This is a genomic window from Paenibacillus sp. FSL R7-0026 (genome assembly GCF_038004485.1).
In the GTDB taxonomy this organism is placed as follows: Bacteria; Bacillota; Bacilli; order Paenibacillales; family Paenibacillaceae; genus Paenibacillus; species Paenibacillus xylanexedens_A.
This window is the reverse complement of record NZ_JBBORG010000001.1, coordinates 2,796,887-2,813,148: the sequence shown is the minus strand read 5'-3', so window position 1 is coordinate 2,813,148 and position 16,262 is coordinate 2,796,887. Positions and strand designations below refer to the sequence as shown.

At 45.2% G+C, this 16,262-nt stretch carries 16 protein-coding genes; 1 reads left to right on the top strand and 15 read right to left on the bottom strand.

Annotated elements, in window-relative coordinates:
* Positions 1 to 111: 111 nt before the first annotated feature.
* The 5 genes from MKY44_RS12725 to MKY44_RS12705 all read right to left on the bottom strand — a co-directional run bounded on the left by MKY44_RS12725 (position 112) and on the right by MKY44_RS12705 (position 5,304).
* On the bottom strand, positions 112 to 993 hold the full coding sequence (locus tag MKY44_RS12725; RefSeq protein WP_341007341.1) for a carbohydrate ABC transporter permease: 882 nt from the start codon (positions 991 to 993) through the stop codon (positions 112 to 114).
* A gap of 14 nt (positions 994 to 1,007) precedes the next feature.
* Positions 1,008 to 1,898 (bottom strand): carbohydrate ABC transporter permease, encoded by an 891-nt coding sequence (locus tag MKY44_RS12720; protein WP_091016465.1) that lies wholly within the window; start codon positions 1,896 to 1,898, stop codon positions 1,008 to 1,010.
* Between the two features lie 54 nt (positions 1,899 to 1,952).
* Positions 1,953 to 3,218, bottom strand: coding sequence for an ABC transporter substrate-binding protein (locus MKY44_RS12715; RefSeq protein WP_341007340.1), 1,266 nt, complete (start codon positions 3,216 to 3,218; stop codon positions 1,953 to 1,955).
* Between the two features lie 85 nt (positions 3,219 to 3,303).
* A complete protein-coding gene (locus MKY44_RS12710) occupies positions 3,304 to 4,188 on the bottom strand; it encodes an AraC family transcriptional regulator (RefSeq protein WP_341007339.1) in 885 nt (294 codons plus the stop codon).
* 117 nt (positions 4,189 to 4,305) lie between these two features.
* Entirely contained in the window at positions 4,306 to 5,304 is a 999-nt protein-coding gene (locus tag MKY44_RS12705; RefSeq protein ID WP_341007338.1) for a LacI family DNA-binding transcriptional regulator, read from the bottom strand.
* Between the two features lie 161 nt (positions 5,305 to 5,465).
* Here MKY44_RS12705 and MKY44_RS12700 point away from each other — a divergent pair, with 161 nt between their 5' ends.
* Positions 5,466 to 5,891: a MaoC family dehydratase gene (locus tag MKY44_RS12700; RefSeq protein WP_341007337.1), complete on the top strand. Its 426-nt coding sequence runs from the start codon at positions 5,466 to 5,468 to the stop codon at positions 5,889 to 5,891.
* 67 nt (positions 5,892 to 5,958) lie between these two features.
* Here MKY44_RS12700 and MKY44_RS12695 read toward each other — a convergent pair whose 3' ends face one another.
* From MKY44_RS12695 to MKY44_RS12650, 10 genes are all read right to left on the bottom strand, one after another.
* Positions 5,959 to 7,149: an aminotransferase-like domain-containing protein gene (locus tag MKY44_RS12695; RefSeq protein ID WP_341007336.1), complete on the bottom strand. Its 1,191-nt coding sequence runs from the start codon at positions 7,147 to 7,149 to the stop codon at positions 5,959 to 5,961.
* Positions 7,150 to 7,328: 179 nt separating this feature from the next.
* A complete protein-coding gene (locus MKY44_RS12690; protein WP_341007335.1) occupies positions 7,329 to 8,477 on the bottom strand; it encodes an NAD(P)/FAD-dependent oxidoreductase in 1,149 nt (382 codons plus the stop codon).
* Between the two features lie 6 nt (positions 8,478 to 8,483).
* On the bottom strand, positions 8,484 to 9,203 hold the full coding sequence (locus MKY44_RS12685) for a methyltransferase domain-containing protein (RefSeq protein WP_076211919.1): 720 nt from the start codon (positions 9,201 to 9,203) through the stop codon (positions 8,484 to 8,486).
* A complete protein-coding gene (locus MKY44_RS12680) occupies positions 9,190 to 10,347 on the bottom strand; it encodes a type III polyketide synthase (protein ID WP_341007334.1) in 1,158 nt (385 codons plus the stop codon). The genes MKY44_RS12685 and MKY44_RS12680 overlap by 14 nt, the downstream gene beginning before the upstream one ends.
* A gap of 230 nt (positions 10,348 to 10,577) precedes the next feature.
* Positions 10,578 to 11,462 (bottom strand): alpha/beta hydrolase, encoded by an 885-nt coding sequence (locus MKY44_RS12675; protein ID WP_341007333.1) that lies wholly within the window; start codon positions 11,460 to 11,462, stop codon positions 10,578 to 10,580.
* Positions 11,463 to 11,467: 5 nt separating this feature from the next.
* Positions 11,468 to 12,934, bottom strand: a complete 1,467-nt coding sequence (locus MKY44_RS12670) for a methyl-accepting chemotaxis protein (protein ID WP_341007332.1) — start codon at positions 12,932 to 12,934, stop codon at positions 11,468 to 11,470.
* A 115-nt stretch (positions 12,935 to 13,049) separates the two neighbouring features.
* Entirely contained in the window at positions 13,050 to 13,739 is a 690-nt protein-coding gene (locus tag MKY44_RS12665; protein WP_341007331.1) for a hypothetical protein, read from the bottom strand.
* Between the two features lie 12 nt (positions 13,740 to 13,751).
* Complete coding sequence (locus MKY44_RS12660) at positions 13,752 to 14,285, bottom strand: hypothetical protein (protein WP_341007330.1); 534 nt, start codon at positions 14,283 to 14,285, stop codon at positions 13,752 to 13,754.
* A 174-nt stretch (positions 14,286 to 14,459) separates the two neighbouring features.
* A complete protein-coding gene (locus tag MKY44_RS12655) occupies positions 14,460 to 15,527 on the bottom strand; it encodes a HAMP domain-containing sensor histidine kinase (RefSeq protein WP_341007329.1) in 1,068 nt (355 codons plus the stop codon).
* Positions 15,524 to 16,195, bottom strand: a complete 672-nt coding sequence (locus MKY44_RS12650) for a response regulator transcription factor (protein WP_338594556.1) — start codon at positions 16,193 to 16,195, stop codon at positions 15,524 to 15,526. The genes MKY44_RS12655 and MKY44_RS12650 overlap by 4 nt, the downstream gene beginning before the upstream one ends.
* Between the last annotated feature and the right edge of the window lie 67 nt (positions 16,196 to 16,262).

Below are 16,262 nucleotides of genomic sequence, written 5' to 3'. Positions count from 1 at the left end.
TAGAATGCCAAAAAAGCCGCCCTCATGAGCGACTCTGATGATATAGAACACTATTCATTCCTATGAATCCGTTGATCTTACTCTTTGCAATTCCCTATTTTCTATTTATCGCTATCCTTTCACGGCACCCAGAGCAACACTCCCAATAATCTGTTTGGAAAATATAGAGAATACAATAATAATAGGCAGGATTGAGATCGCTACACCCAAATACAAAAGCCCATAATCCATTCCATAGTACCCCTGCACTAGCGCAACCAATACCGGAAGCGGATATTTATCCAGGGAGAAAAATAGCACCAGCGGTGTCAGGAAATTATTCCATGATCCGATAAACGTGAATATGCCAAGGGCGGCGATCGCCGGCCCCAGAATAGGCAGTACAATCTGATTGAACGTCCGGAACTCACCGGCACTGTCCACCCGCGCAGATTCAATAATCTCATCCGGGATGCTGCTCTCCATGAACTGTTTGATAAAAAATACATTAAACGCGTTAGCCGCAGCAGGCAAAATAATTGCGGCATAACTATCCAGAAGTCCCATCATGCTGAATAGTCGATATACGCCAATTAGAGCCAGTTGACCCGGTACCATCATGGTTGCTAACAGAAACAGGAACAACCCGTTTCGTCCTTTGAATTTAAATTTGGCAAATCCATACGCAGTTAAGGCCCCAATATACAGAGATAATACGGTCGAGGTTCCGGCAATAAATATGCTGTTGGCAAACCCACGCCATATGTTGATTTTGGATACCATGTTCATATAGTTATCAATCAAGAATGATCCGGGGAGAAATGTAAACGTCGAAGCAATCGTTGCATTATTATGTGTGGAATAGATGAGCATCAGATAGAATGGAATAATACAGAGTACCGCTAGACCAATCAGCAACAGATAAATGATGATCTTGCCTGCCGTCAGTCGCCTAGTGGTGGCATATTGCTGAATCGCTGCATTTGGTTGTTCAACTGATTTTGCAGTTTGCATGAGAACTCCCCTCCCTATGAACGGCTCTTCCGCTTGGTCATGATGAAGGATGCAACGGACAACAGTATGATGATAATAAACAGACAAAATGCAATTGCAGCTCCATAACCAAAACGAGTGCTCTGAAATGCGACATTATAGAGATACATAATGCTTGTCATGGCTGCCCGGTCAGGACCACCGTTGCCATTGGTTAATGTAAATGGCTGATCGAAAATTTGAATGCCCCCAATTATGGATGTGATCATCTGAAACAGAATAATTGGACGGAGCATCGGCACGATGATATGAATGAAAATATGTTTCTTTTTCGCTCCATCCATCTGGGCAGCCTCCAGCAGAGAAGGGTCAATACCCTGAAGACCAGCTAAGTAGATGACCATGGAATAGCCAAAGTATTGGAAAAACAGAATGGATGATACAATTAGACGCATGAACCAGGGATCATTTTTCCAGTTAATTGGATCTTGTATTATGCCGGTCTGCACCAAAAAATGATTCAGTCCGCCAGACTGCCAGTCAAAAATCAAGCTGACAAGCAATCCAAGTGATGCAGCCGTAACGATGTTGGGAAAAAAGTATACGGCTCTGAAAAAGTCCCGTCCTTTGAGCAGCTTATCATTCAAGATAAAAGCCAACACAAGTGAGATTGTGAGCTGTGGAACTACAGATACGCCCCAGATGAATAACGTATTAAACAAAGTTTTGTAGAACAACGGGTCTTGTAGTACGGCAACGTAGTTACCGATCCCTACAAAATCAGGTGTCGTGATTCCATCAAAGTTGGTGAAACTGATATAGAGCGAATATAAAATGGGATAAAGCCCAAAAATGGTGAAAATAATAAAAAACGGAGCAATGAAGTAGTAGCCGTAATGGTCCTTGCGAATCGTTTTGGCAAACATGTTCTATCCCCCCAGTTATCATCGGATGTGTATATTCATTCGCTCGCTTATAAGCTAATCCACTTCCAGCTCCGGAAATCTCAAGGTGACATCACGTTTGATTCGCTTTACGACTTCTTCCTTGGTCTGTATGTCCTTATTGAGATATAACTGGAGTACAATCTTGTAGATATCATTGTTAATCGTGGCATCATATTTGGTGCGTTCGTATACAGGTACCCGTTTTGCAGCCTCCGAGAAAAACTCAAAATGCTTCTGTCCTCCCAAATAGGACGATGAGAGAGACGGGGCAAGTTCATCATTCACAACCATGTTGCTAGTGAAATAATCCTGCTCTTTCGCTAACTCCGACAGAAAGTCGTGGTTAAAGTTATAGAACTCGATAAACTTCCAGGCGAGATCTTTTTTGTCACTTTTACTATACATCGCTATATAAGTTCCGCCTGCACTAAACGCTGACGGTCCCTGAGCCAAGCCCCACATGCCTTCGGTATCCGGGGCGTTTGCCTTGAACGTATATTGCAGTGCCCAGGTTGCCCCGGGATAAAACATGACCTCTCCTTTTTGCATGGATGCAGCGTAACCTGCACTTCCATCTTCATACTCGGCAAGTACATTCCGCTCACGTGCTTCACGTACAAGATCGAGCACTTCCAAATAGGTTGGATCGATGACGAGTTTGCCGTCCTTCACCCAAGGTATACCATCATATGAATTCGATATAGCATTCCAATTCGCCAATGCATGTACTTTATTCCCGCTAAGTTGCTGTACCTTCTCTCCAATCTCGAAGATCTTCTCCCATGTATCGATCTGTGAACCCACCTGCTCAGGATCATCGGTGCCAAGATATTTCTTCGCCAGATCCCGACGATAGTAGATGCCCCCTGGTGTTCCCTGATAACCTATCGCTCTGACATTTCCTTCACTGTCCTGTTCATTGGCCTGAACAAAAGCATATTGTTCCTGGATAAGTTCATTGGCGTTATACGGCGAAGCGGATAGATTCTCCAGATATGGAACGTCAATCAGCTCTCGAATATTCGCATTTTCAATCATAAATACATCTGGAGCCTTCGAGGTTGTCTGTAGCGCAGATTTCAGCTTGGTGATATAGAAATTACCGGGGATGTTGACAAAGTTCACTTTAATGTCAGGATATTTCTGTTCGAATTTCTCGATGGCGTACCCTGCTTCATCCGTAAAACTCCACACGGTAATCTCTTGTTGCTTGGTTTGATTCGATGGACTGAACTGACAACCAGCTACCAACATCGCTGCACATACAAATACAATAGTTGGCTTAAACCACTTCTTCATAGGCCCCCTCCTTCAAAAAGGAAACGCTTACAATTTATTAGAGTATATTGATTTTGGAGAGGGCTTTCTCCACAAATATTGTGCATTACCCTCCATATTTTGTGATATTCGTACGATGTTTCTTACGAAATTCGGAGGGTGTGCAGTCATTATATTTTTTGAAAAGACGATTATAGGAGTTAACATTGTTAAATCCGTGTCCGATCGCAATCTCCAGAATCGTATCCTGACGGAACAATAAGGCCCACTCGGATTTGATAATTCGAAAATGATTCAAGTATTCCATCAGTGTTACTCCCTTGATCTCTTTGAACAGTTTGCAGACATGGAACTTGCTGAATTTAATATGTTCCGCCACCTGTTCCAGCTTAATGGGCTCAGCATAGTGCTCCTCCAGGTATTCACAGACCGATTCAAGGAATCCAAATTTTTTGGAGGAAGTACATGCCCATCCTGAAGATGAAGATTCATCGGTGGTAACCGGTACTTTTGTACGTAATAAAAGTATGATCAGATCATACAATCTGGATACCATTAACCATCGGTATCCCGGCTTCTGATTTTTCTTCTCGATAATGATGTCATCTATATATTGAGTCAGATTGCTCTGACTTCCCGTATTCGAGGGAATAACTGTTGTTTTGTTGAAAAGTTGTCCGAGATCCTGAATTTCGGCTACGGTCGTGAAACTCCCAGTTAACAATTCGAGTCGGAACAAGATAATGGTCAAATGTTCGGTCCCCGGCAAAAAGCAGTGCACATCCCCTGGTTTGATCACCAGCACATCCCCTTTTTCCAACTCACACACGTGGTCGTTCACACCAATTCTGGCGCTCTTACCATTGACGAGAACCAGTTCAACCTCATCATGCCAGTGTGCAGCATAATTGAACTGATTGCCTGTATGAATTACCCGAATGGGAAAACCTTCTTGCATATGGCCTGTCTCCAAAAAAGTGGGTACGCCCATCGTATCAACCTCCATTTATTTCCAACGCAAAATACTCCTCGTCTTTATATTATGCATAAATGGCTACTCTCCTTTCTTTTTAAGAATTTAAAATTCTATAGAATGCAAAAAAACTCCTCAACTCAGGTTGAGGAGCCGAACAGAATCACGTTCCACGCATTGGATGTCCAGTGTATATAACGTCTCTACGATCTCTCCGTTCAGCAGTTGGAAGAGAACATGACCTGCAAGCTGGCCTGCATCCCTCTTCGGCTGACGAAATGTGGTTAGAGGTGGATTCATGTACTGAGATGCAGGTATATTGTCAAAACCAATTACGGATAACTGCTCAGGTATTGAGATTTCATGCTCCCTGAAGGCTTCCAAGCCGCCGATGGCCATTTCATCATTTGCAAAAAATACAGCGGATGGCAACTCTCCTTCAAGCAGTTTCTTGGCTGCATTGTACCCATCTTGCTTCAAGTATTGTCCGCCAATTTTCCATTCGGGGTTCTCTTCGATGCCTGCCTCCTTCAAGGCTTTCAAATAACCTTGATAACGATGGAGATTACATTCCGATTGTGACGGCCCACTAATATAAGCTATTGTCCGATGCCCTTTATCGATCAGATAACGGGTAGCCAAGTAACCACCTTGCGTATCACTCATCAAAACCTTTACAATATGTTGAGCATCCAGATCCCGATCCATGACAACAATCGGAAACCCTGCTTCAGATGCTTCAATCAGCAACTGATCTTGAATATTCTGAGCGATAACAATAGCTCCGTCAATTCTTCGTTCACGAATGTAACGATGGGCCGTAGACTTCTCTCCACCCAACGAACTACATACGATCATATCGTATCCATGACTCATGACGACGGTTTCTATTCCGTTCACCAAATCCGAGAAATACGGGCTGGACATGTCATGGACAATAATACCAATGGTTTGTGTACTATTTCGTTTTAATTCCGATGCAGGACCATGCCTAACGTAATTGAGTTGACTCGCTGCCTCAAGTACTCGAAGTCTTGTCGGCTCACTTACATTTCCTTTATCGTTGAGTACGCAAGATACGGTCGAACTGGCTACACCAGCCATCTTGGCTACATCTTTAATCGTTGTCATCATATATACTCCTCAAAGACAGTTTCATCTGTTTAGTCCATTATGGCAGTAACACAGCAATACACATGGGATAGTTCACTAGCATTTTAACACGTCAGTCCAGTCATGTCTCTTTCCAAAATATCAACTACGAAAAAACATATTAAAGAAACCGAGGTGCCTTCATGAGATTTAGTGAATATGTAATAGGTCAGCGCTACAAAACCACATCCTTGGCATTATCCAAGAGTGATATTATTGAGTTTGCCACAATCTATGATCCACAGTACATGCATTTGGATGAGGAAAAGGCCAAGCAAGGCCGATTCGACAGTTTAATTGCTTCTGGCATGCAAACGATGAATATCTCCTTTAAATTATGGATTGAGGTTGGGGTCTATGGAGAGCATGTCGTGGCGGGCACCGGAATGAATAACATTCAATTCCTGAAACCTGTCTTTCCGGATGATGAACTTCATGTCATTGCAGAAGTCATTGGACTGACTCCCAGACGAAAAGGGAATGGGATTGTTACCGTGCTGCTGAGTACATTCAATCAGAAGAATCAAAAGGTATTTCAGGCAGAATTAAGTGCTTTAATCGATAATTAGGCTGAGAAAAAGCCCAAAAAAGCCGCCAATTGGCGGCTTTTCGTAAATATATCACATTGAAGCATTTTTAAGCGTTATAACCTTTCAATACCTGCCCCAAAATCTCTACACCCTTGACAATCTGTTCGTCCGACGGGGTTGAGAAATTAAGTCTGATGGCATTACAAGGGTCTTGCTCGTTCACCAGGAATGCATTTCCCGGTACAACCGCAACCCCTTGAGCTGCCGCTGTCTTCGCATAATCAAGCATTGGTACATGCGCTGGCAGATCACACCAGAGGAACAGCCCACCATCCGGTTGGGTATAGGTAATGGACTCACCCATATGCTCTTGCAGCTTGTCCATCATCAATGTTGCTTTTCTCCGATATACCTCACGAATGCTGTTAATGTGCCCCGCGTAGTCATACTCTGTCATGAACTTGTGTGCCAGAATCTGTGGAAGCATGGCTGTATGTACGTCTTCTCCCTGTTTGGCAACAACCATCTTCTCCACGACTTCATGAGGCGCTTGTACAAAACCAACGCGCAGTCCCGCCGACAGAATTTTGGAGAATGATCCAACATAGATGACCAGACCCTCGTCATCCATAGACTTAATGGTTGGCACATCATCTCCATTGAATCGAAGCTCTCCGTACGGGTTATCTTCCAAAATCATAACGCCATACTTCTTAGCCAGCTCATATATGGCTTTACGTTTCGCAAGACTCGTCGTTACACCAGTCGGATTCTGAAAACTCGGGATCACGTAGATCATTTTTACATTAGGCTCCGTTTGCAGCGCCTGTTCCAGCTTCTCAATATCCATACCGTCCATCTCCATCGGAACACCGGCAAGCTTCGCACCGGATGCCCGGAAGGAGTTCAGAGAACCAATAAAGCTCGGACTCTCACAGATGATTGTATCTCCTTCATTACAGAACACTTTACAGGCCAGTTCAATCCCCTGCTGTGCTCCAGATACGATAAACAATTGATCGGATGGTTTACCTGTATCAAAACCTGTCTTCAAATGTTGAGTCAATGCTTCCCTGAGGGGAACATATCCTTCCGTTATTCCATATTGCAGAGCTGTGACCGGATCATGCTCCAGAATGGATTGAGTGAATGTGCGAATCGCCTCAATAGGAAAAGTTTCCGGAGCAGGATTTCCCGCGGAGAATGGAATCACATTTTGTCCCGAAGAAGCCTTCAGAATCTCACGAATAATGGATGGTTGCAGTGCTGCGATACGATTGGAAAATGAATAGTTCATCTTAAATAGTGCCTCCCGACATTTCATCTGAATTAACTCTCTATCATTACATTAGATTCTATTATACGAGCATTTCCCGAATTTCCAAACTGTCTCCACCAAATTAATGTTTGTACGCCAAAAAAGAGGCCGCCGTCAGCAACCTCTTTCGCATAAGTATTGAGCAAAATTTCAGCCTATTAGCGCGCTGCGTTCATCTCGGATAACCGTGTGGCTCTCACAACATAAGCGGCTAGACCGGGGATCATCCGGGCCAGACCAGGATAGAATTTATTGGTTTTGGCAAAAGCCAGCTTTTGAATTCTTCTTGCGCGTCTGAGCAATTGGGTGAATTCACGGCTTGCTTCCAGCGTGTAATTACTTTGCCAATCGGCATGTTCAATATCGCCTTGCAGGTACTTGTCAGTCCACCTTGCACACAGGAGTGAGGAGCGAAGGGCAATGGACATTCCATCTCCACATAAGGGCGGTATCATAAGCATGGCATCCCCAATATGCGGATATTGAGACCACGGCTCAGGAACGTTGGACAGATGTAGCGGCGCAATCGACACTTGCGTTCCATCTACAGGCTTTCCTTCGGCTAAACGGGCCGCCAAACTCACGTTTGTCAGGGATGCCGCCTGTAAAATATCGTTTACAGACTTGCCACTTCCCTGGACGGTATCCAGTGTCAACAATGCGGCGACATTCACAATGCCATCCTCAATCGGGGAAATGCCCACGTAACCACCCTCGCAAAAATATAACTCTACCCGTGCGGGAATCTCTATCCCGCTGAAGTGGGACTTAACGCCAACGTATACGGTTTGGTCCCGCAGATCAGGTGCGGAAGCCATCCCCCGCGGCTTTTTGGTCCCATGTGCCCCGATAACGGCTTTGGCTCTGTAACTGATCCGCTCATCTCCCTGTTTCACCTGAACCTCATAACTGGCATCCTCAAGCTGCTCGATGCTCGTTATGGTCGCTTTGGTCACAATCTGGGCTCCGGCCTCCAGCGCCTTCTGATGCAAAATCTGGTCCAGCTCATATCGACTTATGCCATATGCAAATCCCGGCAGCGGTGCTTCAATCACTCCGCCTTGTGGCATAACGATTTTGGCATGATCCATGGTGCTGGGTTTCTTCGACTGGTCCAGAAGGTGAATATCCAGAACTTCTAACATCTCCTTGGTTTCGGGTGACATGAACTCACCGCAGGTTTTGTGCCGCGGGAATTCCTGGCGATCCAGCAAAAGCGTCCGATGGCCTTTCCCTGCCAGTTGCATTGCACATGTACTACCGGCAATTCCGGCTCCGATGACAATCACATCTATCGATTTCGACACGTAAGATCACCTGCCTTTCGTGGGAATAACAACAGAGTAGCGGAATAAGGGCTTCCATTCATAGGTCATCGTATCATGATTTAGCCGTTGTTTAAGTTCCTTCCAATCCCTCCCTGTAAAACCTTTGGCTACGGAAAGAGGCCCATCATGACGAATATAACGATTGCGCGAGATCATCCGTGTAGTAATCCAGACCGCCTTATAGGATACGGGGTGGCGGTGAATATCATTAATGACGACACCGTATCTGGATGCTCGCAGCATATGAGAAACCATATCAACCAGCTGATCTCCGTCAAAATGATGTACAAACTGGGAACCTGTCACGATATCTGCTGAAGCATCCGGCAGTTGTGTAAGATCAGCACGTTGTACCCGGACTCGGGGTTCGTCACGGAATAGTTGTCTCGCTTCCTCACACGCTTCTTCCGTCAGATCAACCAGCGTAATTTCCAGCTGAACACCCTGACGATCTGCCCATTGCAATAGTTTTTGGTTCACATCCCCTGAACCTGCGCCCACATCCAGCAGAGTCAGCTTATTCGGCTTACCGACTGAGTTCCACAACTTCTCTACACCAGCCAGAGTTGGGCCAGGTGCTGCAAATATTTTGTTAAGACGTCTCAGATGTCTAAGCGCTTCACGCAGCTCCTCCCCTCCCAGAGAGAAGTCATCCATCAGTTCATCTTCCTTGGCTCGAATGGATAATGTTCTAAAAAAGGACATGATCGTGCTCCTCCATCACTGAAGATAATGAGGGGACATAAGTGAATTTCATCAACTCTGCGGTGAGTCCCGGTCCAAATGCCATGGCTACACCATCTGTAGATGATTGAACCTGTGCCTTCATATCCTCACGCATCGCGTTCAGTACAAACAAAATGGTATTGGAAGATAAGTTACCATACGTTCTGAGGACATCCCTGCTATACTTTGTTTGCTCGTCTCGCAGCTTCATTACATTCTGCACAGAGTCCACAATCCCACGTCCTCCCGGATGAATGGCCCACAGTTCAGGCAGCTGTTCACTTTGCAATAAGAGACGCAGTTCCTCTTCCAGATGAACACCTAACAGCTTCGGAATACGTGGGGATAGATACAGGTCATACCCCAGATTCCCCACCTCCCAGGTCATATCTTCAGTCGAATCCGGAAGAAGCACAGAATAACCCGTTCCCAGACTCAAATAATTCTTGTGCTGAGGTTCTGGTGTGCCCACCACACAAGAAGAAGCAGCGTCTCCGAAGAATGAAGCTGCAAACAGCGCTTCCCGATCTTGTACAGGCTGAAAATGAATGGTGCACAACTCTACACAGACCACAAGGACCTGTGATCCGGGAGCTCCCTGCACGACATCTCGTGCCATCTGAATGGCTTTCAACCCTGCGGCACAACCCTGAAAGATCAGCGGCAGTCGATTAACTCGGGCAGACAAACCCAAATGACGGATGAGCATAACATCAAGACCCGGCAGATATTGACCGGTGCAGCTGACCGTGATGATATGCGTGATGCTCTTTGGAGATACGCCTGAATCCTCCAGGGCTTTCTCTGCCGCCTCAATCCCGAGTGGAAGCGCCTCTCGCTTGTATGTACTCATTCGTTCTTCGGTTGTCGGGACGTCTGATCGCTCACCAGAGGGCAGATAACGGCATTCTTCCAGTGAACCCAGATAGCTAGGTTCCACGGTATATCGTGTTTCAACACCACAGGACTTGAATATTCGTCTGGCAAAACGGGCCAAATCTGGCCGATCCTGAAGAGAAGAAGCGATTAGTTCTGCAATATCTGACTGTGCTACGGGGTGAGCAGGTAGAGCCGTTCCCATGCCAAGAATCGCGATATCGGATGGACTGTTATATTGGTTCATAATAAACCTCCTGGTATTGGTCATTATTTCCTCTAATTTAACAACTCTTACCCTTAACGATATCGTTATAATCTCAATAAGGCTCCTAATCCAGTTTATTAACACATCCGCAAGCTCAGAAGCTTGGTTTCAACATGCCATTGAAGCAATTACACCAATGAACGAAAAAAAGCCGCCATTAGGCGACTTCAAGGTAACCATATTCCTTCTAAGCGTCATTCTGATACACGTTATTTGGAGAATGCTTCTCTGATCTTGTCACTCATCAGGTACCAGGCATCCTCAGCCATCTGGAGATCACCAAAATGCGTAAATCCATGAGCGGCTCCCTCGTACTCCTTAAGTGTCACCTTCACACCGCTTGCTTCCAGGTTTGCTGCATATGTTCTTGCTTCTTGGGCCAGTGAATCTTTCTCCGCGGTAATAATCAATGCTTCTGGAAGACCCTCTACTGATGTTGCGAGCACAGGTGAAGCCAACGGGTCTTGCGCATCTTCTGGCGTATCAAGGTACATGGCATTGAACGTTCTGGCGATATCGGCTGGAATGGCTTCTTCAAAACTCGGTTTCTCGGCCGGATCTGTAGCCACATCCAACACGGCATAATCCATAACTTGCAGAACAATAGGCAGCTCGCTTCCACGTTGCTGGTTTAACAAACATACTGCTGCAGCAAGATTACCACCAGCACTATGCCCCCCAATAGCGAATACAGACGGGTTAACCGAGAAGGATTGCGGGTTAGCATGGACCCACTGTACAACGTCGTAACATTCATGGACCGCCGTTGGGAACTTGTGCTCTGGTGCAAGACTGTAATCGATATTAACGACCACACAATCAGATCGATCAGCGATCAGACGACACCATGGATCATCCATCTCTGCTTGTCCCAAGATGAAACCACCCCCGTGCATATTAAAGAAGACCGGCAGAGGTACGGAATGATCCCTATCCGGTGTATACACAAGTACACGTGTATCACCTTTCGTCGTAGGAATCATGACTTCTTTTACTGTGACAGCATACGTGGAACTGGGTTGAAGAGCAGCATCTGTGCCGACGACATTTTGACGCATACGTTGTACCATTGCCAGTTGTTGTTGTTGATCCATAGATATCACTCCTTATTATGATTACCAATGAGTTCCTGCAACCGCAGACTTGAATGATTAATTCTGCTAATAAATTCGTAGATAACATCAATGTTATTTTCCTGCTCTTGCGTCGTTGCCACTACACCTTCCGTTGCGACTGCATGTTCTTGCGAAATATCGGAAATATGATCCACTTGCGTTCGTACTTGAGTAAAGATCAGGCTCATCTGATCCGTCATGCCCAATTCCTTAGCTATGTATTGATCAACATGTTCGAATGTGGACCTGATGTGGTCGAAACTCTCAAGTATCTGTTCAGTGATCGCTTCTCCTTCCTTTACGGCAGCATTGCCTATGGCGGCCTTCTCCACCACGAGCTGTGTCTTTCTTTTGATATTGTGAATGATCTCATTAATTTGTTTGACCGTATCGGAGCTTTCCTGTGCAAGCTTCTTGACTTCATGAGCTACGACGGCAAAGCCAACTCCAGCTTCCCCTGCTCTTGATGCTTCGATGTTGGCATTCAATGCCAGGAGGTGGGTCTGATCGGCGATCTGGTTAATGGCTGACAGGAAGGTATTCACATCATCCATACTTTGGTTCAATTCCTGGACTGTCGTCATCGAATCGGTTACCGCTCCGTTAATCATGTTCATCTGCTTGCCCATTTGCACAATTCGATCCGAACTTTGACGAACAACTTGTCCGTTATCGGACGAGATTTGGGCAAGGCGATGTGACATCTGATTGATCTCCACCATCTGTGCATCTGCCGTGTTCACCATTTCGCTGATATGTGTAATACTGCCCGATTGATCACGAATGCCCTCGGTCACTTCCTGAATGTTCGATGTTACGGTGTCGCTCATCTGCTTCAGATTACGGATATCATCATTACAACTGGCAATATCGGTATTTAACGTAGATGTGTTCTCCCGAATCACCTTCACCATATTATTGAGTGCCTTCACAAGATCTCTGGCTTCTGCTTCTTTGTCGAGGGCGACCTGAATCAAGTCCCTTCCTCGTTTACATACAAAATACAGAGCAACAATGGTCAGTTCAATGAACCCAATGGTCATGTAAAAGGTCGTATCGTATTGCTGATGGTCCGCGTAATAAATCACGATATAAGCAATATTATACATTGCACCGAATCCATACAAGAGAACACGGTTCAGATAAAGTGAGATAACGCAGAGCACAACCACGATGAGCATGCCTGCTCCCGGAGATTGGATATATTGAGTGGTTGCAGTCAGAATCGCGATCATCAGCACAACCATGATCATGACCGTTTTTTTCTTACGATACATCAAAAATGATGCAATGGAAAGCTCAACAAACAGCGAGAATACAACTGCAAGTTCAACCTGCTTACTACGGATGAAAAAGCAGAAAGCGAGCAGCGTTAGCCATAGAACCGTGGCGATAATTTTATTAACTTTGGCGGTGTTGTTTCTAAAAAAGCTATTGTCCATGACTTGCATGGTAATTCCCCCTCAACGACTTGTGAACTGCTCAGCGATGATTTTGGTCATAATCAAAATGATATTGAGCAGGAGTACATAACACCATTCAATGCTAATCCCCCCCTCTTTCATCTCACTGTTCGTGTGTTGCACTCCCCTGCTCCATATTGGACTCCTTTTTCTTGTGGAACATCATCCAGACTCCCATCAGACAAAATAAAGCGCTGCACCCCATGCCAAACAAGCTGCTGGTTTTTAATGCAAGCGGTGAGGATTGCATGGTAAGCAGTGTCGCTTGTGTCACAACGATGGACACCATGGCATCGGTAAAGTTAATCATTTTCAATGTAGATATGATCGGATTATGGAGATGACGGTTAGCCCAAGTACCGTACACAGCAAAAGCCAGCTTGGTAAAAGCGACTGTAGCTACGATATACACAATGATGCCGCTATAGATAAAGGCATCGCCGATCAGATACATTCGCAGGCAGACTATCAAATAGGATACACCCAGAAAGCAAAGGAAAAGACCTCCGCGCTTATAGACCGTAAACTCCAATGCATATCTTTCTTGGGGAGACTCCCTCCTTTTGGCAACTTTATATTGTTGAAGCACCTGCCCTTTGGCTACACACAGAATCAGATAATATACAGCATTCGTGACGAACCATCCGGAAAGGAGATATATTCCCAGAATTAACTTACCTATTCCGATCAAAGCATTGATAACAAGGGATGCAGCGTTAATCATGGCCGTCCGGTCTTGCTTATTTCCAAGATAACGGACCCACATGGACTTCAAGTATGTCTTCATTTTCATAAGATATTCATACTACTTGGCGAGCAGACCATTCGCCTTTTCACATACCTCGTATATTTCGTCATATTTCTTGTCAATGTACGGCGTGACCTTGTCGGACTTTTTCTTGCGAAGCCCGCTATAGCTGAAATACGGAATAATCCAGCCTGCGAAACCAGGGATCGCCAGAGTAATGGTAAGAGGCAGCATGTTAGCCTGATATGCAAACACCGAGCCAGCCATACATGCTGTGCCGACAATTCCGATAATATAAGCAACGGCAGAAGCTCCCATGATCTTGGATCGTTCCAATGTTGCTATCTCGGTAACACAGGATTCGAACTGTCTTTGCAGGCGGGTCAACTCCGCTTTGTTGCGAATCTTGCGATCCCGTTTAAACTTCATCGTGACAGAACCCACGTTTTGAAATGGTGTTGAAGTAGCTTCCAGAATCCATCCGAAGTGCGCATATCCGTCCGTATACAATGATTCAACATCTTGCTTCACAATAACGTCTTTATATTCATAGCCGACGAAGCTATGTTCAGTTCTGATCATCTCATTCATGTTTGGCATCACTCCTCAATTGTTTTCCTGATATCCCTCATTGGATGTTCCTATCGTACCGACCAAATGTTTATAAGTTGCTTATGAAATGTTTACGAAATATGAATAAAAGCCTGAATTCGATGGTTTCGAATTCAGGCTTAGCTATTTAAGCTCACGTAACTAGGATATATGTCACTCTCCCACTTTTAGCTTAACGGTGAAGGTTGTGCCCTTCTGCGGTTCGCTCTCCACTGAAATAACACCCCCTACCAACTCGATGACACGCAAGGAAAGAGCGAGGCCAAGGCCATTTCCCTCTCCGTGATGGGAGGGGTCCCCTTGAAAGAATTTATCGAAGATATGTTTCATCGTTTCTTCATTCATGCCACAGCCTGTGTCCGATACCATGACTGTAATGGTGTCTTCATCCGACGTCTGCTTGAGGGTGATCTTTCCTCCGGGAGATGTGAATTTGAGCGCATTGGAGAAGAGGTTATGCCATACGATCTCCAGCATACTCTCTTCCGCATGAATGATCGCACGATCTTCGATATCCACCATGAATTCAATATCTTTTTCTTCCCAGGTCTGTTCAAAATAAAGAGCACATTCAGCAAGCTGCCTGCACAGATCATAAGGCTCGGCAACAGGGATAATCTCCTGATTCTCCAATTTGTTCAGCTTCAGGATATTAACGACGAGGGTCGCGAGTTTGTTCGTGGAAGAGATTATGGTTTCTGTGTACTCTTTTCGGAGCTCTGGACGTATATCATCCTGTTGCAACGCCATGGCATACCCGTGGATGACCGATAACGGGGTCTTAATCTCGTGAGATACATTGGAGATGAAATCATTTTTCAACGTTTCAATACTGTTCAGTTCTTCTACCATTTTATTAAAATCCTCGAACATCACATCCACGTAGTTCTGCTTATCCGCTCGGTGAATCGGTTCCAGATACACGGAAAAATCACCTTCTGCTACCTGCTTCGCAGCCTCACTGAGCTTGCGCATCGGCTTATCGAAGGCATTATACTTCTGCCTTGCCGTCACCAGGCAAAAAATAAGACTGACGATGACCCAGTATCCCGAGATACCGAAAATATAGGGCCAAGGGACATAGTCCACAGGTAGATAGGCGTTATAGATGAGAGCTTGTCCTGCGGTCAATGTAGATAACAAGAGATACGTACCGAGAAACTCTTTCCATGATAGTAGTGGCTTTTTAATTCGCACGTCCGTGATCTGTGTCTTGCTCATTGCAATACGGCCTTGTAGCCAAGTCCATGAACCGTTACGATTTTAAAATCTTCACACACGGAGAACTTGTCCCGAAGTTTCACAATGTAGACGTCCACTGCACGCAGGCTGGTCTGACTGTCTATGCCCCAGAACTCGTCCATCAGCTGTGCACGGGAAAAGGTATGTTTGGGATAGGAAAGCAGTTTGTAAAGGATATTGAATTCTCGCACCGTTACGGAAATTTCTTCTCCATTCACCGTTGTTGTCATATCATTTGCATCCATCAACAGACTTCCTACACTCAGCTTCTTCTCATGGGCAATATTGGCCCGCCGCAACAGCGCACCTACACGCAGGACAAGCTCGTCCAGATCCACGGGTTTGACCATATAATCATCGATCCCAGCCTGATACCCCTTTTGTTTCGAGGAAATATCGTCACGTGCTGTAACAAAAAGAATGGGAATAGTTTTATTAATCTGTCTCACCGTCTCGGCAAACTCAAATCCGTCGATCTCTGGCATCATGACATCGGAAATCAGAAGATCGTACATGTCGTTATACATCAAATCATACGCCTCTCGCGGATTAAAACATCCGATAGCGTGATAACCGTTATTGGTTAGATATGTACAGATAATACGATTCAGTTTAATATCGTCCTCTACCACAAGTATTTTGATCATCTAATCATCCTCTCGTGCTGCATGTCCTCATTATAATGTCCAGATGTTAAAAAATTGTTTAAACCGT